The following is a 20,837-nucleotide window of genomic DNA, read 5'->3' as shown; positions in this document are numbered from 1 at the left end:
TTTTATAAAAATAGTCATCATCGGTTATCTGGTTTAACGTTTGAGAGTTGAAATAATGTTGGTATCTGTCGTAAAACCCAATCGCATAACGCGCTTATTGCAAGTGAGTATTATGCTTGTTGGTGCATTTTTCAGTATAAATAGTACTGCTCACCCACACTCATGGGTCGATATGAAAACAGAGATCCAAGGGGACGGTGATCATATTACTGGTTTTAAGATGTCGTGGGAGTTTGATGCGATGACTTCTGCTTATATGCTCGATGGTGAAGATTTATCTGTTGAGAATAAAGCGCAGGCATTACAAGATCTTGCTGATTCGATTATGCAGAATATGACAACCAATCATTACCTTACCTATTTTTATGAAGCGGGTATGCCAATAAAATACGCGTTAGCTGAAAAGGGGTCGCTAGCGCAAGATAAGCTTAAAGCGCGGTTGGACTTTTACCTACCACTGAAAGAACCGTTAATTTTGTCTAATAAAACACTCAAACTGCTCATTTATGATCCAAGCTACTATGTTGATATGAGTTGGCCCGCTAAAAATGCAATTCAGCTATCGCCGAAATTAGCACGATACTGTAAATTGTCGGTCATTGATGCAAAACCGACATCTGAACAAATGGCGTATGTGATGTCATTACCTGTCGATTCTTCGCGCGATGATGCGCTTGGGGAGTTGTTTACTCAAACGGCGATAATTAATTGCCAGCCTTCGCAGATATGAACACAGGAATAAAGAATGACATCGTTATTTTCTAATCGTAGAGCGACTAAGGAACATGCTATTAAATCGGCTCATGTAACGAAATTTAGCCTCATCATCGTAATCATCAGTATTGCTATTTTGGGTTATGGTATTTGGAGTCTGTGGCCAACGCTGATGACGACAGGTATGCACTGGCAGAAACAGATCAACAATGAACTTAGTGAGCTGTTATATGCGGCTAAACACGAGGGCTTAATGGCGGGCTTATCACTCATGATGATGAGTTTTTTATATGGCATTTTACATTCTGTCGGCCCTGGTCATGGCAAGCTCATCGTCACCACTTATATTGCGACGCAAGATGCTAAGGTTAAGTTAAGCCTTATTATCACTCTTGTCTCTTCGCTTATGCAGGCATTGGTTGCTGTGGCGTTGGTGTCGGTATTATTAATGCTGTTTGATGCCTCGATGCGGGACATTAATCACAAAGCAGAGTTACTTATTCCTTTAAGTTTTTATACCGCTATTTTATTAGGTGTTGTCATTATTTGGCGTAATTTAATGCTGATGTATCGGGTGGTTAAAGCCAATGAGCAGCCATTAGCATCGGCATCAAGCACTGACAGTAGTATTGTTATTCAACGCTTAACGCCAATTTCGACGCCAACGTCTTTAGCTCATCATGTTCATGATGATAACTGCGGCTGTGGACATCAGCATGTGGTGTCGTCAGCACAAATTAACGATGCTTCATCATTTAAAGAGTATTTAGCTATTATTCTCAGTATCGGTATTCGTCCTTGTACTGGCGCTATTATGGTGTTGTTATTTGCTAATATGCTCGACATTTATTGGTTAGGTATTGTGAGTGCAGTGGTCATGGCCTTAGGTACGGCGTTAACCACATCGACAATTGCGATTATGACCATTACCGGTAAACAGGTCGTTAGACGTTATTTGGCCGCTGGAAAGCCGCGTAATCAAGCCAGTATCACTAAATTCATTGTGCCGATTGTTGGTGGTTTGGTATTAATATTACTTGGGGTATTATTACTTGAGTCTCGACCTGTTGGCATGTCGCCGATGTTTTAGTTATTAAAAATTATTAAAAATTATTGAAAAGACCGAAACATAAACCGACAAAATATAAAATATTTTACTCGTGAATATGTTTCGGGCTTTTTTGTGCCGCTATTTTGTGTTTCTAATCATTTTATTGTAATGCATTCACAATCGTATCAACGTTATATTGCATCATTTTGAGGTAAGTTGACGCCGGTTGGTCGGGAGACGATAGTGCATCAGAATATAACTTACCGCCGACTTTAGCATCTGTTTCACGGCTAATCTGTTCTATTAGGCGATTATCAGCGATGTTCTCCATGAATACAGCATTCACATTATCATGACGAATTTGTTTAATTAACTTAGCGACATCAGCGGCACTTGCTTCAGAACCTGTACTTGTTCCTTGTGGTGATAAGAAGGTGACATCGAAATCTCGAGCGAAGTAAGCAAACGCATCATGCGGTGTGATCACCTTACGTTGGGCTTCCGGTATTGTTGCCAGCTGAGCACATAATTTTAGTGCTAACTGATCAAGTTCTTCAGTGTAGTGAGCTGCATTTTGCTGATAATCAAGGCGGTTTTCGGGGTCAACTTGAATCAACCCTTTGGCGATATTACGAACGTAGACTTTTACGTTTTTAATACTGTGCCAAGCATGTGGATCTATATCACCGTGATCATGGTGGGCATGTTCGTCGTCATGTTGCGCGTCGTCATGATGTTCATGCTCGTCGCTATGTTGTTCGTGGTCATGTTGCTCATGCTCGTCGCTATGTTGTGCGTGGTCATGTTGCTCATGCCCGCAGCCCGCTTCTTTCGAGCTAAGTTCATCAATGCCGTCAGCAGCGACAACTTGTACGCCTTGATAGTTTGCAGCTTCAATCAAACGTGGCATCCAGCCTTCAAACTGTAGACCATTCATCACGACTAACTGTGCTTTAGAAATTGCTTTCGCATCTTGAGGAGTGGGGCTAAATACATGCGCATCACCGTCAACTTTCACTAAGTTGGTGACTGTGACATGTTCTTGGCCTACTTCTGATACCAGATCGCCAAGAATGGAAAAGCTACTAATAACAGCAATTTTCTGTTCAGCTATCGCCGCAGAACTCGCGCCTAAACCAAGTAATATCATTGATGTCGTTAGGGTATTTTTAAGCATGTGGTTGTCCTTTATAAATTTTGAATCTAATCGTTCAATAATTAAGATCGAGTAGTGAGTCGTTATGAATTAAGAGTTAGTTGTTCGCTGTTATAAGTTAAAGCGAGTTGTTATTTTTAAACAGTAATCCGCCTTGGCGGCCAAATAATAATGACGCGATATAAAGCAGCCCAAGCACTAATACAATCGCGGGACTGGTGGCTAGGCTGGCGTGATAAGAAAGAAACAAACCGAAGTAACCGCTTAACACGGCACTGATAAAGGCCACGATCAACATGCCGCCTAAATGGTTTGACCAAAATCGGGCTATGGCAGCGGGTAAAATCATTAAACCGACGGCCATCAAGGTGCCTAACGCTTGAAACCCAGCAACCAGATTGAGTACCACAAGCAGTAAAAAACCATAGTGGGCAACCGAACTGAGTTTACTGACAGTTTTAAAGAAGTGCGGATCAACACATTCTAAAACGAGAGGCCGATAGAGCAGCGCCAGTGCTAACGTCGATATAGTGGCAATAATGGTAATGAGTATTAATGCATCGTTATTAAGTGCGAGTGTTGAGCCAAATAGCACGTGTAACAAATCGACATTACTGCCATTAGCGGAAATGATGAGTACGCCAACTGCCAGAGACAGTAAATAAAACGCCGCTAAGCTTGAATCTTCTTCCGCTTTTGAGTGCCTTGCGACGATACCTGCTAATACCGCGACCACACAGCCGGCCACAATACCACCTATGGTCATCGCTGTGACGGATAAACCCGAGATAAGAAAACCAATCGCGGCGCCGGGTAAGATCGCGTGTGCCATTGCGTCACCGGTTAAACTCATTCGTCTCAGTGTTAAAAATACACCTACTGGAGTGGCACTAATACTCAGTACTATAATTCCCCATAATGCGCGTTGCATAAAAACGAAATCAGCGAACGGGGCAATAAATAATTCGTATAAATGAGCGCTCATGATGTCTGCTTCTCGATGTTGATAATGTCGTTTTTAGCCGGAATATTAAGCGGCTTATTGGATAAATTGTTAAGTTCATTGCTGAATACATTGTGAATGGCACAGTGCGAAAAATGTTGATAACCAGCGTTTACTAAATTTACTTGAGTGAGTACATCTTTGGTTTTACCCGATGCGATCAACTCTGTTGCGACTAAGAGTGTTGAGGGAAAATAACGTTGGACAAGGGCGAGATCATGGATCACCGCAATAATAGTTTTACCTTGTTGCTGGCATTCATTAATTACCGTCATTAACAAGGCTGTAGTCTGTGCATCGATGGCACTAAACGGCTCGTCAAGTAACAAGATTTTTGCATCTTGTAATAACATGCGAGCGAACAACATACGCTGGAATTGTCCACCCGATAACTGGCTAATTTGGCGTTCAGCCATGTCGACTAAATTTACTTTTGCTAATGCTTGTTGTAATAAGCGCTGTTCTTGTCGGCTAAAGGCACGCCAAAAACGGGTGCGCTGCCAAGCACCTGCAGATACAAACTCTGTCACCGTGATTGGAAACGTATGATCTATTTGGCTGCTCTGCGGTAAGTAAGCAATATGCTTTAAACTTAAATCACCCAAGTCTATTGAACCTGATTTGATGGTGATTTGTTGCATGATGCTTTTTAATAAAGTTGATTTACCGGCACCATTGGGGCCGACAATAGCGACGAGATCACCATCATCTAAGGTTGTTGATATATTGCTAAGCGCGATGTCATTTTGATAATATACATTTAAGTTATTAATTTTAATCATTATTTATTATCCAGCAAGGTAAGGTAGTATTGTCCAAAGCATGCCTATAACGACAAAGGAAAGACCAAGACGGGTAAATATGCTGGTTAATAATAAAGATTTCGTGGTTAGCGATAAGGACTTAGCGGTAGATGGTTGAGCATGCGGCATTTTATTATTCTTTATTGTTGATTATATCACTCTAGGTCGAGTAATGTTATAACATAACAATAAGGTGGTGCAAGTGTTATGTTATAATATAACAAAACTCATTATGTAATATAAAAAACTATTGGGCTTTATGCTGATAAATACAACAAAGCCCCAGTAGGTAAGTACGTGGGGCTTGTTGATATTAGGCTTATCCGTTTAAGTTAACTATTGTCGTATTTTACTTCAATGTCACCAGCAGTTAATAAGCTCGGGTGAGAATGCAGTTGTTCGTTGTAGCGAGTAAGGTTAGCGAAGTTATGCAGTACATTATTGTTTGCTAAGATCTCAACAATAAATGACATCATAATATCGGCACCAGTTAACTGCTCCGCAACCAGGTACGTTTTACCTGCGAGTGACGTGTCAAAGTAGCTGATTACTTTCGCGATCTCGGCATCAGCATACTCGGCCATAAAGTTGGTTTTACAACCGTCTTTGTCGACAAACATTTTTAATAGCAGCGGTAAAATCGCAGAGCTTTCAGCGAAATGTAACCACTGTGAATAAGCGATGTATTCTTGCGTTCCAGGTTTTGGTGCAAGGGTGTCTGCGGCATATTTATTGATTAGGTATTCTGTAATTGCACCTGATTCGGCAATCACTAAACCGTCATCTTCAATGACTGGCGACTTCCCTAGGGGATGAATTGCTTTTAATTCAGCTGGTGCTAAGAATGTTTGGCTATCGCGTTGGTAAGCAATAACATTATAGTCAATGCCTAGTTCTTCTAATAGCCAGATAATACGTTTAGAGCGAGACTTGTTTAAATGGTGTAATGTGATCATGTTAGTTTCCTATATAACTGCTGAATTACGCAACTTTAATGACAAGTTTGCCGAAGTTTTCACCTTGTAACATACCAGTGAATGCAGCGGGTGCATTTTCTAAACCATCAATCATATGTTCGCGATACTTGATTTTACCTGCTTGTAACCAGTCCATCATATCAACGAAAAATTCATTGTAGCGCGGTGCATAATCATCAAAAATGATGAAACCTTGCATCTTAATACGTTTCACCAATAACGTGCCCATTAGCAGTGATAAACGGTCCGGGCCTGATGGTAATTCGGTGGCGTTATATTGTGATACTAAACCACAAACTGGCACGCGCGCGCCGGTATTTAGTTGTGGCAGCACGCTATCAAATACTTTACCGCCAACGTTTTCAAAATAAACATCAATGCCGTTAGGGCAGGCTGCTTTTAACTGGGCATCAAAATCGTCAGCTTTATGGTCAATACATTTATCAAAGCCTAATACATCTACTGCATATTGGCATTTTTCAGCACCGCCAGCGACACCGACGACGTAACAACCTTTTATCTTACCGATTTGCCCAACGGTTGCGCCAACAGGACCTGTTGCAGCTGCTACCACTAGCGTATCGCCTGATTTAGGTTGACCAATATCGAGTAGCCCCATGTAGGCAGTGAAACCCGGCATGCCTAAAATGCCAAGTGCATAAGAAGGGTTAGTCGGTTCTGCGCCTAGCTTGATCAGACCTTCACCGTCTGAAATGCCATAATCTTGCCAACCAGTGTAAGCCAGCACCCATTCACCTGCTTGATAATTAGGGTGTAAAGACGTTACTACTTGGCATACCGTCGCGCCAACCATGGTGCCATCAATCGCCACGGGTTCAGCGTAAGAAGCGCCATCATTCATACGACCACGCATGTAAGGGTCTAGTGATAAATAGTTTGTACGTAATAATAATTCACCCGTAGCAGGTGTCGGAATACGCGTTTCCTCAACATTGAAATTTGCTGATATCGGCGCGCCAACTGGACGTGAAGCAAGTGCAATACGGCGATTAACTGAATTTGATTGTGGCATGGAAAATCCTTTATTTTGAATCGTGACGGTATGTTTAACCGATCGTATTTTAATTGAATGCAAAATAGCAAAATCTATTTTCTATGCATAAACGATACTCCCTAGTAGACCGGTCGTCTATTAACTTGATTGATTTGTGGTTAATTAATATTCGAAATATAAATTTTGATCGACTGAAAAGGTTGAGGAGGGAAAATATTAAGGTATCTCTTCACTTTGCGTGTGATTAGTCAATATTTACTTGGCTATATTGTGATTCAAGTCGTTATTTAGATTGTGATTTCTTATTGTTATGAGTAATATTAAAACCACTATTGATAACTTTTAGGTATTTAGAGAATTTATGTCACGCAGTTTTCACCATATAATGCATTTAGTGTGTATTTTTAGCTTATCCTCGAGTTTTGCTTTTGCTAATAATGTGGCAAGTATTCTTAACTTGCCTCAAGTTCAGCAGATGCCTGTCACAGAAACAACGCAGGGTGAAAATGTTGACGTGTTAAAGACTGATGAATCAAAGGTTGATGTATTAAAAATCGAACAGCCGGTGTTATCTGTCTCTGAGTGGGGTATTGCAATCGGAGTGCGCCGCGCTGATATTCCTTTTGCCGTTTCTGACGTAAGTGACGACACTGAAGTCTATGATATTTTACCGTTAATCCGCTTTAAAAATGATTACGGTTTTATTAACGGTTTAGAAGGTGGTATCCATTTATGGAAAAATACTGACCATCAAATAAATTTATATAGTCGCTTTCGATTTCATGACATTCCGAAAGAATTTCAGAATGAAGTGTTAGGACAGTCTTTTGATTTTGGCTTACAGTACCGTTATTTTGATGGACCATGGAAACACGATATTGCCGTATTATCTGACGATTACAAACGTGTGTATGGCTTTACAAGAACGCAATATAGCTGGGGTAATGCAAGTTGGACATTAACGCCTTTCGCTGAATTAAAGTGGAAGAGCGCCGATTTCAATGATCATTACTACGGTTTTGACCAGGAAGAAGCGGGTGCTGGCGTGTCTGTTAGTGGTGGTGTTAAAGGGGCTTATCATGTCACCAGTAATCTACACTTAATTGGTCAATTTGGCGTGACGCGTTTAGAAGATAGTGTTTATGATTTAGAGTCCGTAGAAAAGAATTACCAATTGGAGTCTTTCGTTGGTGTTGCTTTTTATCCAGATCCAGATAAACCGTTTATAAAAACAGCTAAAAAAGACAGTAACGATGAATACTTACGACTGGCACATGGTTGGGCAACGCCATCGAACATTGGCGAAGTTTTAAAATTCCAAACCGAGCGTGATGCTGAAAATAACCAAATGAGTTCGGCCTTTTATGGGACTCAGGTTGCAGATAGCTTATTTTCCCTGCCTATTGATCTTTATTTTACTCCTGGGTTGGTGTGGCATTACAGTTCAGATGTGCAAAATGACATTGCCGAAGCGATCATTGCGATAAAGGCTTTTTATACTTTTGAATTTGGTCCTCGCTGGCGTGTAGGTCTTGCTGAAGGTTTATCTTATGTATCTAAAGTCACTTATATCGAAGGTAAGGATTTTGAGGATGAAGACGGTAAACGTGATTATGAAAACAGCTCTAAGCTGCTTAACTATCTGGACTTTTCATTGGATGTGAACGTCGGTGATATTTTTAATAATAAAGCGTTAGCGAAAACCTGGTTGGGTTATAGCATTCATCATCGCTCGGGTATTTTCGAAAGCAGTTCCGTGTTTGGGCGTATTAAAGGTGGCAGTAATTATCAAACCATTTATGTACAGTGGCATTTTTAACCTAGCCTAAAGCCTTTTTAAAACTGGCTTTTTACAACCGAATATCGAAAACAGCAACGGCGCAGTTATAATAGCTTAATCGTTATTATCACTGCGCCGTTGTCTTATCAATCAATCAATCAATCTATCTATTACTTATCATGTATTACTTATTAAGCGTGACAAGGTATGTGTTAGCTCTGTTCACTGCTTGATTTGTTATGCTTGTGCGCTGCAGCCAAGTTATCCACCGAATTTTTATCTTGATTACTGTGGGCCTCTGTTGACCAAGCATCGTTAAGATTGTCGTAATAAGTTAGCGCATCCAGTCCTAATAGTTTTTTCAATATACGTCTTTCTGTCAGGCTACGATTAACAAATTCAGGTTCATTTTCGTGTATATGCTTGGCTTCTTCATGTAATACCGCTTCATCATGACGACGGAACACCTGTCCAGCACGATGGGCTTGATTGGCTCGCATCCCTAATGCCTTTAAGGTTTCGACCCCTAAGCTAATACCTGAATCAAGTGATTCCCGAAATACATGGTCGGCACCGAGACGAATTAATTGCTGAGCATGGTTACGATCGGTAGCGCGCACTAATACGATTAAGTGTGGGAAGTGCTTTTTAACTTTAATTAAAATACGCTTGGTGCGACTCGCACTTTCAACGGCAATAATAAACAGTTTGGCATTATCCGCCCCGGCAGCGTGTAATAAATTAAGCTGTTCGGCATCGCCATAAAATACCTTGTATTTGAACTGTTGTAATAATTCAATCTGACCTACATCGTTTTCTAGTATGGTGGTATTAATATGGTAACCATGCAGTAAACGGCCAACAACTTGTCCAAAACCACCAAAACCGGCAATAATTACTGAACTATCGGTATCATCGGGGATTTGATGTTCAGGTGCCGCTTTATCTTCGTTTTCACTCTGTGGCAGTTTTCGTTTAAATGTCGGCGCTATGACCTTATCGTTAATAATCAATAGTAATGGAGTGAACACCATCGATAGTGTCACCACTAATACCAATAAACTGGCTATTTCATTATCAAGTACTTGGCGTTGCAGCGCAAATGAGGTGAGTACAAAGGCAAACTCACCGCCTTGTGCTAATGCGCAAGAAAATAACCAATTTTGACTGCGTTGGATCTTAAATACAACGCCCGTAATAAAGAGCACGATAAACTTAACGGCAATAAGACCTGTAACAAGCATCGCGACAAGGATAGGCTGATCAAGTAACAGGGTAAAATCAATACTGGCACCGACAGAGATAAAGAAAATACCGAGTAACAAGCTTTTAAACGGTTCAATATCACTTTCCAGTTCGTGACGATATTCACTGTCAGCCAGTACTACGCCCGCTAAGAAGGTGCCGAGTGCGGCGGATAAGCCTACTGCTTCCATCGCTAAGGCAATGCCGACTACGAGTGCAAGTGCGGTTGCAATGAAGATTTCCCGCGAACGAGAGCCTGCAATAACCCGTAATAGCGGTACCACCAAAAAGTGACCGCCGATAATGATGCCAGCAATCACCCCGGCAATCATAAGTGCGCTTAGCCAACCTGATGTTGTCGACTCAACGATCGCGGTGTCTTGTATGACGAGTAGCGGCAATATAGACAGAATGGGGATCACGGCAATATCTTGAAATAATAATACCGCAAACGCATTTTTACCTGCTTCGGTTTTCATTAATTCCCGTTCTTGTAAATTCTGTAATACTATCGCGGTGGATGACAAGGCCACTATTAAGCCAATAGCGAGGGCTGTTTGCCAAGCAAGACCACAAGCCAGTAATATTAAGAAGATACATAAAGTCGTTGCGCAAAGCTGTAAACCACCCGTGCCGAGAATGGGCATTTTGAGTTGCCATAATAGCGCGGGTCTTAATTCTAAGCCGACCAGGAACAACATCATTACGACACCGAATTCGGCAACATGCATGACATCTTCTTGATTTGATATCAAGCTGAGTGCATAAGGGCCAACAATGACGCCAGCAATTAAATAGCCCAGCACTGAGCCGAGTCCCAAGCGTTTGGCGATCGGCACTGCAACTACACCCGCAGCAAGGTAGATGAAGATATTAAATAATACGCCATGTTCCATTATTGGTTACTCTCCATGTCAGTGGTGGCTGCGTCATCATTTTGTTGTAACTTTAATAACAATTGGCGATATTGCTGGGTTTTATCGGTTATACGCTCGGCGTCGTGGCGCTTATGAATATCATGCACGACAAAGGGTGGCAGGTATTCTAGATTACATAACTTACTCATTTGGCTAAAAGGCAATAAAAATTGGCTAATGTCGTGTTCGTTGTAACCTGTCGTCGAGTATGAGTTTGCACTGCCACCGGTTGAGATCGCGAGCATTATTTTTTTGCCCACCAGTTTATCGCCGTTTTCACCATAAGCAAAACCATGCTCTAGTACCAGATCTTGCCATTCTTTTAAAATGGCAGGACATGAATACCAGTAAAGCGGAAATTGTAAAACGATAATGTCGTGATTGAGCAGTAAACTCTGTTCATGCTTAATGTCGATAAATGAATCGGGATAGGTATCGTAAAGATCATGACAAGTAATACCTTCAATGTTTTGAATTTCATTGAATAGTGATTTATGTGCAATTGATTTTTGTAATGCAGGATGGGCGAATATAACGAGAATTTTGTGCATATGATTTTCAATCATCCTTTATTGAAATAGATCTTTATACTGGCATTCAATAGCTTAGTGTCTAAAGTGTGTTTTTTATGAATTCTTCTTATCTAAGCTTATAATATAAAACAAATTATTTCAGTGTTTATTTAGTTATTCTTGTTGTTCTCACTGAGATATATGCTATTTACTAATTATTGACCGATAACGGCCGGAAATGTGATTAAGCACATTATATTAGAATCTTTGTGTTATTATTTCGTGACTAATTTGATATTGATCAAGATTGATCGACGTTCTTGTTTATGGATTAACTATTGGAGCTATTTTTACATGATATCTAGAAAGCACTGTTTACTTGCACTGCCGCTATTATTAACCAGCAGTTTGCTTGGCTTTAGTAGTGTGGCAATAGCGAAACCCTTAGCAAAAAGTCCCGGTTTTTCTGGCACTATCGGTATCAATGCCGGCTTCAGTAATTCAGATAGCCAATTTAATACCGATGATGATAATGCCAAAACTGATGATCTCAGTAACGCTGGTGAGGAAATTTCAACTGGATTGTTATTTCCATTTTTCCGTCTGGCTTATACAACGGAAGATTTACAGACTCAATATTTTTTAGGTCAGAGCCAACAAAACATCTTAGACAGCGCCATACAATACGAACTGGGTGTGACGCATAAATTTGATAAACGCCAGAGTATGACGTTTGCTTATATCCCGCATGTACCATTTTTAAAAGAAACCTGGTCTGATCCTTTCTTAGTTGGCGCCGAAAGAGAAAAAACCGACATAGATTCAACCGCGGTTCGCGTAGCTTATAAATTTATGCCAGTGCAAATTGAATACGCTTATGCATCGTATGATATTGAAGACGATCAAAGCGGTGCTCAAAATGGTGTATGTGCTAGTCAAACTCGAAATTGTACTGCTGAAGAACAAGATGAACTTAAACGAGACAGTGATTATCAACGCTTGAGTTTAGAGAGTTCATTGCGATTGTGGCAAGGCATGTTTGCTAAAGCGAATGTGTATTATGCTAACCAAGATGCGAAAGGCGAGAGTCAAAGCTATGATGAATTACATTATAGCTTAAGTATAATGACCAAATACGAACGTCATTTCTTGTCAGTACAAGCCGCATTTAGTGATCGTGAATATAGCGCTGAAAACCCTATTTTTGGGCAAACACAAGAGCAGGATGCGACGCGTTATTCATTAATCTATTCATACGACCAACCGTTTAATATTGAAGACAGTAATTTAAACGTGATCTATCAAAATAAAGATATTGATGCCAATATCGATTTTTATGATAGTACGACTAACTTTGTTTCTGTTGGTATGAGTTACAATTTTTAACTAGCACTAAAAACATAAATAGAAAGAAGGGACGTCATACGCTAAGTATCACGTCCCTTTTTATTAATAACCGAGGCTAAGTGCACTTGGTCGGCGTGGATCTGACGCGCCGTAAACCCCTTCGTCTGTTAACATGATGGTTTGAGTACTGCCCATCGCGGCTTTGACTTCAACCTTGTGTCCTTTACTCTCCAATAAATTAATCGTATCGATATTCAATCCTTTTTCGATACGGATCATGTCTGGTAGCCATTGATGATGAAAACGCGGTGCAGCGCTTGCCTCGGCAATATTCATATCATGGTCAATGACGTTCATGATCACTTGTAATGTTGTGGTAATGATACGCGAACCACCTGGACTCCCTGTGACTAAGTAAGGCTTGTTATCTTTTAATACGATAGTCGGGGTCATTGAGCTTAATGGGCGCTTTTTCGCTGCCACAGCATTGGCTTTACCACCGATAAGACCATAGGCATTAGGGACTCCCGGTTTAGCTGAGAAGTCATCCATTTCATTGTTGAGTAATACGCCAGTGCCATTGGCGACAAGTCCAGAACCATAGCTGAAGTTGAGAGTGTAAGTATTACTCACGGTATTACCCCATTTATCAACCACACTGTAGTGAGTGGTTTGATTACTTTCATAAGGTAATAGCGTACCCGGCGATACTTCGCTGCTTGGCGTTGCTTTATTCGGGTTGATTTGACTAGCTAACTGTTTTGCATATTGCTTGTTGGTGAGTGCTGCAACGGGGACGTTTACAAAATCTGGATCACCTAAATACAAACTGCGGTCGGCATAGGCACGGCGCATAGACTCTGCCATGACATGAATTGTCGCGGCGCTATTATGCCCCATTTTATCGATAGGGTATTGCGAGAGCATATTCAGCATCTGTACTATGTGAACACCACCTGAAGAGGGCGGTGGCATTGATACGACTTGATAACCACGATAGTCACCGGTGACCGGTTTGCGTTCAATGGCTTTATAACTGGCTAAATCTTGCATGGTCATGATGCCGCCAGCGTCACGCACTGAATCGCTTATCTGCTTGGCAATTGGCCCCTGATAGAATGCAGAACTACCTTGTTTAGCAATGGCGCCGAGTGTGTTAGCGAGATCGGTTTGCTTTAATGTTTCACCAGGTTGATAGCTGCTACCATCGGTTTTATAGAAAATAGCTTGGGTGCTTGGCCACTGGCTTAAGCGTTTCTGTGTTGCGCTAAGTGAGTTTGCTAAGTCAGGGGTAACAGCAATACCGTCACGGGCCAATTTGATTGCCGGAGCGATCACTTGTGCTAACGACATGGTGCCATATTTCTCTAACGCTAGTTCAAATCCAAGTACAGTCCCTGGTACACCCACTGCAAGGCCGTGAAAGCGCGATAAGGTGTTATCTGGATTACCGTCGGCATCTAAAAACATGTCTGCAGACGCTGTTTGTGGCGCGACTTCACGATAGTCAATGGCAATAGATCGTTGCTCATCTGCTAAATAAACCAGCATGAAACCACCACCACCGAGATTACCTGCTCGCGGTAAGGTAACTGCTAATGCGTAACCAACGGCAACAGCTGCATCAATGGCATTACCGCCTTGCTGCATGATATCAACACCAATTTTTGTCGCCAGCGCTTCTTGACTCGCGACCATACCATTGGCTGCCCAAACAGGGTGATGGATCGCCATTTGACTGTAAATAGCACTGCTAGACGGTTTGAGTTTAGCAACGGTCTCGTTTACAAGGATCTCGCTGCTGGTGGTCTTAGCGATAGCTGGTGTTAGCGTTAAGCCAATGCAGCCTATGAACCCGAAGGTTAGCGCTTTAAAAAGGTGTGTCGTTGGCATGAATTTTCCCTATTCAATTACTGATGATGTTAATGCAGCATAGCAAAGGGAAGTTGTTACTTGTTTTTAGGTAGGCGAAACTGCTGGTTAATTCACATAAATAGTATCGTTATGTATCAAAGCGTAACCCTGAGAGTAGGCTATGAGTATTGACGTTAAAACTAACCTATTTTTGACCTATTCTCGTTATTCAATCTCGATTTAAGCTTATCTGATAATTAAGGAAAACTATGACACTTGTATCTCGCGTTAAAATGGCTGTTGATGGCCCTGAATGTTCATCGTTAATACAAGGTTATTGGCGTATGGGTGAATGGGATATGGATCCGCAATCGCGTTTGACGTTTTTGAAACAACATGTAGAACTTGGTATTACCACCGTCGACCATGCCCATGTTTATGGTTCTGCACAAGCACCCTGTGAAACCTTATTTGGTGAAGCGCTAAAACTTGATCCGGCGATGCGAGATAACATCGAGATCATTTCTAAATGTGGCATTGAAGTCATGCACAGTGACGCACCGAGCAAGTATGTTAATCATTACAATAGTTCACAAAGCAGCATCATTAGCTCGGTAGACACCTCTTTACAGCGCTTAGGAGTCGAGCAACTGGATATACTATTAATTCATCGCCCCGATATGTTGATGGCTGCAGATGATGTTGCACAAGCTGTTGAGCTTTTAAAGCATCAAGGTAAGATTAAACATCTGGGGGTCTCTAATTTCACTCCGTCACAGTTTGCGCTGTTGCAATCGCGTTGGGATAGCCCGCTCGTTACCAATCAGGTTGAAATAAACCCAGTTAATTTAGCGGTGACTGAAGATGGTACATTAGACCAACTGCAACAATTAGCGATTAGACCGATGGCATGGTCATGTTTGGCAGGTGGGAGTTTATTTGATACAAGCTCTACGCAAATGCAACGTTTACAAACAACCTTGCATGAAATCAAACTGGAGATCGGTGCACAGTCGATTGATCAAGTGGTATTTGCGTGGATATTAAAGCTACCCTCTCGACCTCTGCCTATTATTGGTAGTGGTAACATCGAGCGGGTACGTAGTGCGGTTGCAGCGACGACGCTAACACTAACTAACCAACAGTGGTATCGCATTTGGGTTGCCTCAAAAGGACATGGCGTCGCTTAACTGCACTTAATTTAAATGATGTAATGAACTTAGTTTGCTAAGCCGCTTTATCCACTGCTTCGCTGGTGCTGAAGTTGCGCTTGGCAATACCCAGATCTTTCCATATCTGCATGTGTTCAGGCAGTTGCTGTGGACGTTGTTCTGCGGGAATATAAGTCATCACTTTTTCTGGTGAAACGACTTTGCCTTTCTGCACAAAAACGGCTTTGACTAAGCTGTAATTACATAACTTACCATCAACGACACATTTCTGTTCCAGGTAAAAATATTTCTCATCCCAGCCTAAGTAAGTGGTTTCTACATCGAACTGCTTAAATAATCGTATCTCTCGAATATAGCCGACCTCAACACCTGCCACGATGAAGTTTAGTTTATTCTTCAATAACGTATTAAATGAATCAGTTTGGATTGCATGGTCCCAACGGGCTTTTTCAAGAAACATTAGATATTTTGCATTGTTAATATGCAGATTCAAATCGATATGACGAAAGCCGACTCGAAATGAACGGCTGATGGTATCGAAAAACCCTTTTGGATTTTTTTGCTTATTACGTAGATAAAAGCAACGAATCAATTCACTGATCATAACGCCTCAATAATTATTTGTTTATAGAATAAAGAGTCTACTTAATTTTGACGGCTTGTCACCATAAATGTAATTGAAATGTTAATTTTGTATGCGTTGGTATTTTAAGAACCTCTAGGGAAACGTTATCTACATCATATTTCACATTGTAAATTAAGTTAAAGTAGCTTGATAAGTATATTACTCTGACTTTAATGCTTGGTGTGCTTACCATTTAGTTTTATCTGCTGTTTAGTCAGATTAAGTTTGAACAGTAAAATGTTAACTGACTCGCAGTTATGATGCTCTTTTATAAACTAAGTGAGATTTAGTTTATTTCAATTCACTTGTTAATTATTTTGGTTGTGCATGTTAATCTTATTGACGCGTAAAGATTAACTGTTTGATTTAAAAGTTGAATAATAGATTTTATACCGTGAGAGATATGGCTTAGTGTTTACTAAATGTTAATGGGTAATCGATGGTTAATTATCGGTGCGAATTAAGTTGTGACCCAAGTCGATGAAACCAGTCAATAGCATTTTCAACTGCCTAATAAGTGATATATTTGTTTCATCTGCTGACGACAAGCTAGTCAGTGAAACAGTTCACTTTAATTTGCAATTAAACATGATTTAAATTGCTAACCGATAATCGAGGCTATAATGAAAAAACTTGCATTAACTCTTCTTTGCGCATCAATCGCTGCACCTGCACTTGCTGGTGGTTCATCTTACGTAACAGGTAATGTACAACTACATGACCGCGCAGATTTTAATGGTTCTGATGTGACATCAACTCTCGAAGCTGGTCATACGTTTACAACGGGTACTACACTTTTAGTGGAGTTTGATGGTATTCAACTTGGTAACACTGACTACGGAACAGCAGAATTTAAAGATACTGGTGTAGTCGATACAGATTCAAGTGCATCAGCATATACTACATTAGGTATCGAACAATCATTCAGCGTTAACGATAATCTATGGGTAGCAGCTGGTTACCACCATTTATTACACGACGGTGAAGTAATTCAATACCGTCCATTAGTAAAAGTTGGTTATAACTTCGATAATGGTCTTTCTATCTCTAACCGTACTCGTATGCAAATCCAAGCAAATAATTCAATCGATTCTGGCGTAGATATAACAAACGATCAAGTGCGTTTAGATAACAACGTTGCTTACCAATTCAAAGATATGCCAGTAAATGTTAAATACAACAATGTTTATTACGTAAATGATGGTGTTAACAATGACAACTCTATGGAGCATGAATTGCGTGCAACTTGGACACGTGCTGGTGTTCAACCATACGTAGAATATCGTAACCAAGAGTCTTCAGCGAAATCGAATCCTGGTCACAACAATAACGTACTTGTTGTAGGTGCATCTTACGGTTTCTAAGTCGTAACGAATAAAAAGAATAAGTCCTTTATGTAAAATCCCGCTTATTTGCAGTAAGCGGGATTTTTTGCTTTGTATCTTTAGATTTTTAATTTTAGATAATGAATAGTATTTTGATGGTTAATCGTGATTAGGATACTAAATCGATATTCTTATTTTTATACATCGCCAGATCGGCTTTACGTAATAACTCATCAATATTGGTATCATCTTGTGGATACATACTCACCCCCATGCTCGCGGTCACGTCTAATACCATATCGCCCACCACATAAGGGCGAGATAATTCACTGACCAAGCGGTCGAAAGGTACTTTAATACATTCTGGCGTGTCAAGATGATTAAAGATGATGGCAAATTCGTCACCGCCTAAGCGTGCAACCGTATCGGTTTGACGACTTGCTTCGACCATGCGCGCGGAAACATCTTTTAATAATTGATCGCCGACATGGTGACCATAGGTATCATTTACTGGCTTGAATTTGTTTAAATCTAATAGCAGTAGGCCAACAGATTTATTTTCGCTTTCTGCTACTTGAATCGCTTCTTCAATGCGTAATTCAAACTGATTTCGGTTAGCGACACCGGTTAATGGATCTGTCATCGCCAGCTTACGGATCTCTGCTTCAGCCGCTTTACGTGTGGTAATATCATGAATAACCGTGGTGTACATGCGTTTATTGCCTACGGTCATTTCGTTAACAGATAATTCAATCGGGAAGTGTACGCCGTTAGCACGTAGAGCGTCTTCTTCGTATACTTTACCTTGCACACTGTCGGTAAATGCTTTACTTGCTTGTGGCATTAACAGTTTGATATTTCGACCAAGAATATCATCCAATTCATAATCAAAAATAGCCAATGCTGCTGGGTTAAATGCCATAATAACACCACGATCATTGGTTGTTACAATCGCATGTACTGCAGTATTGATGACCGCCTGTACTTGTGCTTCTGAATCTCGATGTTTCAAGGCATTGGCACTGAATATTTCTAATGCACGCGCCATTTCACCAATTTCGTTATCTCGGTCGGTAGCAACGATCTTGATGTTAAAGTTACCTTCCGCCAAGGTTTTCATGGCGTTAATGAGCTCTTTAATCGGGTTCATTAAACGGTTACGCATCAGCAGAATGGCTGCAATAATGAAAACAGTAGTAAAGATAACGGTAAACCAAGATAACCAGCTAATCAGTTGAGTGACGAAGTCTAGCGTTGCACTGACATTATCAGCACTTTGTTCTATTTGAATTACGATCTCTCGGTCTAATACGGCAAGGCCTCGTAATGCTGAGGTATCGTTAATTTTTACTTGTTGATCTATGAATTGTGGGCTTGCATTTTGACTGAACAATTGGCGAATAGTGTCTATTTCTTGTTTGTAGTTATTTAATGTTCTGGTTATATCTTCAAGCGAGATGAACTCGGCACTCGTCAGGCCTTTATTACGATACAAGGTAATCAACTCGTCTGCCTTGACTAAGCAACTAACCGCTTCAGTAAGGTACTTTTCATCCCCACGTAATACCGCATTTTTAAAATTATGAATAAAACCGCCATAACCCAGGGCTGAACGTAACTTTACGGCGAGGTCGGCTTTGGTGATATTAGGGCTGTCATCATTTGCGCTATTGATGTGTAATTCACGTTGTAATTCTTGATTTAAGATCTGTAAGCCACGCATGGCGAGCGAATCATCGATGATCACTTGTTTATCGACATCACTCGGCTGTAACCCTTGACTAAAAAGTAGTTCTGCTTGTATCAATGCGGTGCTATAAGCATCCACCATATTTTTAATATCATTTAAGGCGATCGCTTGTGCATTGCTTGGTCCCAGCGTATTAAATTGGGTGATCGCGGCATTAACGGCACCTAACTTTGCCTGTACACGTTCAATTCGCCACGGTTCTGGGCGTAATAAATAGTTTTTAAACTCATGAATAGCACCGCCATAACCAAGCGACGACCGTAAGGCACTGTCGATTCTTATTTTTTCAGATTTGTTGGCTTTGTATTCAGTCCATACCGAGGATGCGAGCGTGACATTACTGTTGATGATAATACTTGAAGCAATAAAGACCAGCGCGGAGAGGGCAAAACCACAGGTGAAAAATAAACCCATCGTGCTGAGTTTCATATGTTTGAAGAGAGAAATTCTGTGATTACTCATGTTTGCTCATGCCTTGTAACGCTAAATCTAAATAAATGAAATAAAATCGGGTGATTTTATTTTAGCTGTATACAGTGCTCCACATTAGTGGTTAATTCAATACTATCGTTTATCTATTTACTCATAAATGGGGATAACCTGATTTTTAATAAAGGAAGCGGCTTTTTCAATAAATATACTTAAAGTCATGCTCTAAAGATAACCACCTATAATAAGTGATGGTTATCTAAAGTGAGGTATATTAGTGGGTATGCAGAATAAAACTATTTTATCGGTGTTTTAGGTTCTTAGTGCGACGATGACTTCGATATTTTGGGCTTCGATAGCACTGCGTTGTACATCGGTAATATCAGCATCGGTAATTAAAGTGTGGATATTCTCCCAAGCCAATTCTAGGTTAGGCATCTTACGGCTGATCTTATCTGACTCAACCATGACTACGACTTCTCTTGATACTTCGGCCATGACCCGGCTTAGTCCAATTAATTCATTAAAGGTTGTGCTACCACGTTCTAAATCAATCCCGTCTGCGCCGATAAATAATTGATCGAAATCGTATGAACGCAGTACTTGCTCGGCAATCTGACCTTGGAATGATTCAGAGTGTGGATCCCAAGTACCGCCAGTCATTAACAGAGTAGGCTCATTCTCTAAACCATTAAGCGCAGTGGCAACTTGGAGTGAGTTGGTCATGGTGATCAAACCTTTCTTATTCGCGAGCTGTTCAATCAAACTGGCCGTCGTTGTCCCACTGTCGATAATTATCCGGTTGTGATCGCGAATGCGTAATGCGGCCGCAATTGCGATTTCAATTTTGCACTGAGATACTTTATCAGTTTCAACTTCAGGCAATAGTTCTTTTGGGATAGGTACTGCGCCACCATAACGACGTAATAATAAACCGTTTTGCTCTAACGCGGTGAGATCTTTACGGATGGTGACTTCGGATGTTTCAAAACGTTGGGCTAGTTCATCAACGCTGAGTTTACCTTGCTCTTCAAGTAATTGAATGATGGTATGACGACGTTGTTGAGTATTGCGTTTTGACATAGTGTATGTGGTTCATTTATGAAAGATAAGGGTGTAACAATATCATAGATTAACAGTAGCTGTTATCTATGATATCTGA

17 protein-coding genes are annotated in these 20,837 nt (G+C 40.7%); 6 read left to right on the top strand and 11 right to left on the bottom strand.

All coding sequences use genetic code 11. From position 1 onward, the window contains the following. Nucleotides 1–55 precede the first annotated feature (55 nt). Together A923_RS0118270 and A923_RS0118265 are read left to right on the top strand one after the other, a co-directional pair. On the top strand, nt 56–730 hold the full coding sequence (locus tag A923_RS0118270; protein ID WP_017223140.1) for a DUF1007 family protein: 675 nt from the start codon (nt 56–58) through the stop codon (nt 728–730). A 15-nt stretch (nt 731–745) separates the two neighbouring features. After that, entirely contained in the window at nt 746–1,804 is a 1,059-nt protein-coding gene (locus tag A923_RS0118265) for a nickel/cobalt transporter (protein WP_017223139.1), read from the top strand. Nucleotides 1,805–1,925: 121 nt separating this feature from the next. Here A923_RS0118265 and A923_RS0118260 read toward each other — a convergent pair whose 3' ends face one another. The 5 genes from A923_RS0118260 to A923_RS0118240 form a co-directional block, all read right to left on the bottom strand. Then, nucleotides 1,926–2,942: a metal ABC transporter solute-binding protein, Zn/Mn family gene (locus A923_RS0118260; RefSeq protein ID WP_017223138.1), complete on the bottom strand. Its 1,017-nt coding sequence runs from the start codon at nt 2,940–2,942 to the stop codon at nt 1,926–1,928. A 97-nt stretch (nt 2,943–3,039) separates the two neighbouring features. Beyond that, entirely contained in the window at nt 3,040–3,906 is an 867-nt protein-coding gene (locus tag A923_RS0118255) for a metal ABC transporter permease (protein WP_017223137.1), read from the bottom strand. After that, nucleotides 3,903–4,706, bottom strand: a complete 804-nt coding sequence (locus A923_RS22355; protein ID WP_017223136.1) for a metal ABC transporter ATP-binding protein — start codon at nt 4,704–4,706, stop codon at nt 3,903–3,905. Before A923_RS22355 ends, A923_RS0118255 begins: the two co-directional genes overlap by 4 nt. 353 nt (nt 4,707–5,059) lie before the next feature. Next, the gene (locus A923_RS0118245; RefSeq protein ID WP_017223135.1) at nt 5,060–5,683 is read right to left on the bottom strand and encodes a glutathione S-transferase family protein; all 624 of its coding nucleotides are present in this window, start codon (nt 5,681–5,683) and stop codon (nt 5,060–5,062) included. Nucleotides 5,684–5,708: 25 nt separating this feature from the next. Further along, the gene (locus tag A923_RS0118240; protein ID WP_017223134.1) at nt 5,709–6,737 is read right to left on the bottom strand and encodes an NADP-dependent oxidoreductase; all 1,029 of its coding nucleotides are present in this window, start codon (nt 6,735–6,737) and stop codon (nt 5,709–5,711) included. A gap of 343 nt (nt 6,738–7,080) precedes the next feature. On the opposite strand from A923_RS0118240, the gene A923_RS0118235 reads away from it, so the two are divergent. Then, a complete protein-coding gene (locus A923_RS0118235) occupies nt 7,081–8,538 on the top strand; it encodes a MipA/OmpV family protein (RefSeq protein ID WP_017223133.1) in 1,458 nt (485 codons plus the stop codon). A 173-nt stretch (nt 8,539–8,711) separates the two neighbouring features. On the opposite strand, the gene A923_RS0118230 is transcribed toward A923_RS0118235, so the two are convergent. Both A923_RS0118230 and A923_RS0118225 read right to left on the bottom strand, forming a co-directional pair. Next, nucleotides 8,712–10,640 carry a monovalent cation:proton antiporter-2 (CPA2) family protein gene (locus A923_RS0118230; protein WP_017223132.1) on the bottom strand — a complete coding sequence of 643 codons (1,929 nt, stop codon included), beginning with the start codon at nt 10,638–10,640 and terminating at the stop codon, nt 8,712–8,714. Further along, nucleotides 10,640–11,212: an NAD(P)H-dependent oxidoreductase gene (locus A923_RS0118225; protein WP_017223131.1), complete on the bottom strand. Its 573-nt coding sequence runs from the start codon at nt 11,210–11,212 to the stop codon at nt 10,640–10,642. Before A923_RS0118225 ends, A923_RS0118230 begins: the two co-directional genes overlap by 1 nt. Before the next feature lie 315 nt (nt 11,213–11,527). Between A923_RS0118225 and A923_RS0118220 the strand changes: the two genes are divergently transcribed. Continuing rightward, on the top strand, nt 11,528–12,559 hold the full coding sequence (locus A923_RS0118220) for a DUF2860 family protein (RefSeq protein ID WP_017223130.1): 1,032 nt from the start codon (nt 11,528–11,530) through the stop codon (nt 12,557–12,559). 63 nt (nt 12,560–12,622) lie between these two features. On the opposite strand, the gene ggt is transcribed toward A923_RS0118220, so the two are convergent. Then, nucleotides 12,623–14,413, bottom strand: a complete 1,791-nt coding sequence (gene ggt / locus A923_RS0118215) for a gamma-glutamyltransferase (RefSeq protein ID WP_017223129.1) — start codon at nt 14,411–14,413, stop codon at nt 12,623–12,625. A 230-nt stretch (nt 14,414–14,643) separates the two neighbouring features. On the opposite strand from ggt, the gene A923_RS0118210 reads away from it, so the two are divergent. Continuing rightward, nucleotides 14,644–15,564: an aldo/keto reductase gene (locus tag A923_RS0118210; RefSeq protein ID WP_017223128.1), complete on the top strand. Its 921-nt coding sequence runs from the start codon at nt 14,644–14,646 to the stop codon at nt 15,562–15,564. A gap of 37 nt (nt 15,565–15,601) precedes the next feature. Here the strand turns inward: A923_RS0118210 and A923_RS0118205 are convergent, their stop codons facing one another. Further along, the gene (locus A923_RS0118205) at nt 15,602–16,150 is read right to left on the bottom strand and encodes an acyl-CoA thioesterase (protein ID WP_017223127.1); all 549 of its coding nucleotides are present in this window, start codon (nt 16,148–16,150) and stop codon (nt 15,602–15,604) included. 644 nt (nt 16,151–16,794) lie between these two features. On the opposite strand from A923_RS0118205, the gene A923_RS0118200 reads away from it, so the two are divergent. Next, the gene (locus A923_RS0118200; protein WP_017223126.1) at nt 16,795–17,535 is read left to right on the top strand and encodes an oligogalacturonate-specific porin KdgM family protein; all 741 of its coding nucleotides are present in this window, start codon (nt 16,795–16,797) and stop codon (nt 17,533–17,535) included. Nucleotides 17,536–17,665: 130 nt separating this feature from the next. Here the strand turns inward: A923_RS0118200 and A923_RS0118195 are convergent, their stop codons facing one another. Then, on the bottom strand, nt 17,666–19,708 hold the full coding sequence (locus tag A923_RS0118195; protein ID WP_017223125.1) for a sensor domain-containing diguanylate cyclase: 2,043 nt from the start codon (nt 19,706–19,708) through the stop codon (nt 17,666–17,668). A 279-nt stretch (nt 19,709–19,987) separates the two neighbouring features. Next, the gene (locus A923_RS0118190; protein WP_017223124.1) at nt 19,988–20,758 is read right to left on the bottom strand and encodes a DeoR/GlpR family DNA-binding transcription regulator; all 771 of its coding nucleotides are present in this window, start codon (nt 20,756–20,758) and stop codon (nt 19,988–19,990) included. Nucleotides 20,759–20,837 lie beyond the last annotated feature (79 nt).

The sequence above is a fragment of the Moritella dasanensis ArB 0140 genome (genome assembly GCF_000276805.1).
In the GTDB taxonomy this organism is placed as follows: domain Bacteria; phylum Pseudomonadota; class Gammaproteobacteria; order Enterobacterales; family Moritellaceae; genus Moritella; species Moritella dasanensis.
The sequence above is the reverse complement of the archived record's forward strand: the minus strand, read 5'-3'. Positions and strand labels throughout refer to the sequence as shown.

Coding starts and splice junctions, on each gene's coding strand:
- A923_RS0118255 (WP_017223137.1), bottom strand. CDS start 3,906: ATGAGCGCTCATTTATACGAATTATTTATTGCCCCGTTCGCTGATTTC.
- A923_RS0118240 (WP_017223134.1), bottom strand. CDS start 6,737: ATGCCACAATCAAATTCAGTTAATCGCCGTATTGCACTTGCTTCACGT.
- A923_RS0118220 (WP_017223130.1), top strand. CDS start 11,528: ATGATATCTAGAAAGCACTGTTTACTTGCACTGCCGCTATTATTAACC.
- A923_RS0118210 (WP_017223128.1), top strand. CDS start 14,644: ATGACACTTGTATCTCGCGTTAAAATGGCTGTTGATGGCCCTGAATGT.
- A923_RS0118265 (WP_017223139.1), top strand. CDS start 746: ATGACATCGTTATTTTCTAATCGTAGAGCGACTAAGGAACATGCTATT.
- A923_RS22355 (WP_017223136.1), bottom strand. CDS start 4,706: ATGATTAAAATTAATAACTTAAATGTATATTATCAAAATGACATCGCG.
- A923_RS0118200 (WP_017223126.1), top strand. CDS start 16,795: ATGAAAAAACTTGCATTAACTCTTCTTTGCGCATCAATCGCTGCACCT.
- ggt (WP_017223129.1), bottom strand. CDS start 14,413: ATGCCAACGACACACCTTTTTAAAGCGCTAACCTTCGGGTTCATAGGC.
- A923_RS0118260 (WP_017223138.1), bottom strand. CDS start 2,942: ATGCTTAAAAATACCCTAACGACATCAATGATATTACTTGGTTTAGGC.
- A923_RS0118245 (WP_017223135.1), bottom strand. CDS start 5,683: ATGATCACATTACACCATTTAAACAAGTCTCGCTCTAAACGTATTATC.
- A923_RS0118205 (WP_017223127.1), bottom strand. CDS start 16,150: ATGATCAGTGAATTGATTCGTTGCTTTTATCTACGTAATAAGCAAAAA.
- A923_RS0118190 (WP_017223124.1), bottom strand. CDS start 20,758: ATGTCAAAACGCAATACTCAACAACGTCGTCATACCATCATTCAATTA.
- A923_RS0118225 (WP_017223131.1), bottom strand. CDS start 11,212: ATGCACAAAATTCTCGTTATATTCGCCCATCCTGCATTACAAAAATCA.
- A923_RS0118230 (WP_017223132.1), bottom strand. CDS start 10,640: ATGGAACATGGCGTATTATTTAATATCTTCATCTACCTTGCTGCGGGT.
- A923_RS0118235 (WP_017223133.1), top strand. CDS start 7,081: ATGTCACGCAGTTTTCACCATATAATGCATTTAGTGTGTATTTTTAGC.
- A923_RS0118195 (WP_017223125.1), bottom strand. CDS start 19,708: ATGAGTAATCACAGAATTTCTCTCTTCAAACATATGAAACTCAGCACG.
- A923_RS0118270 (WP_017223140.1), top strand. CDS start 56: ATGTTGGTATCTGTCGTAAAACCCAATCGCATAACGCGCTTATTGCAA.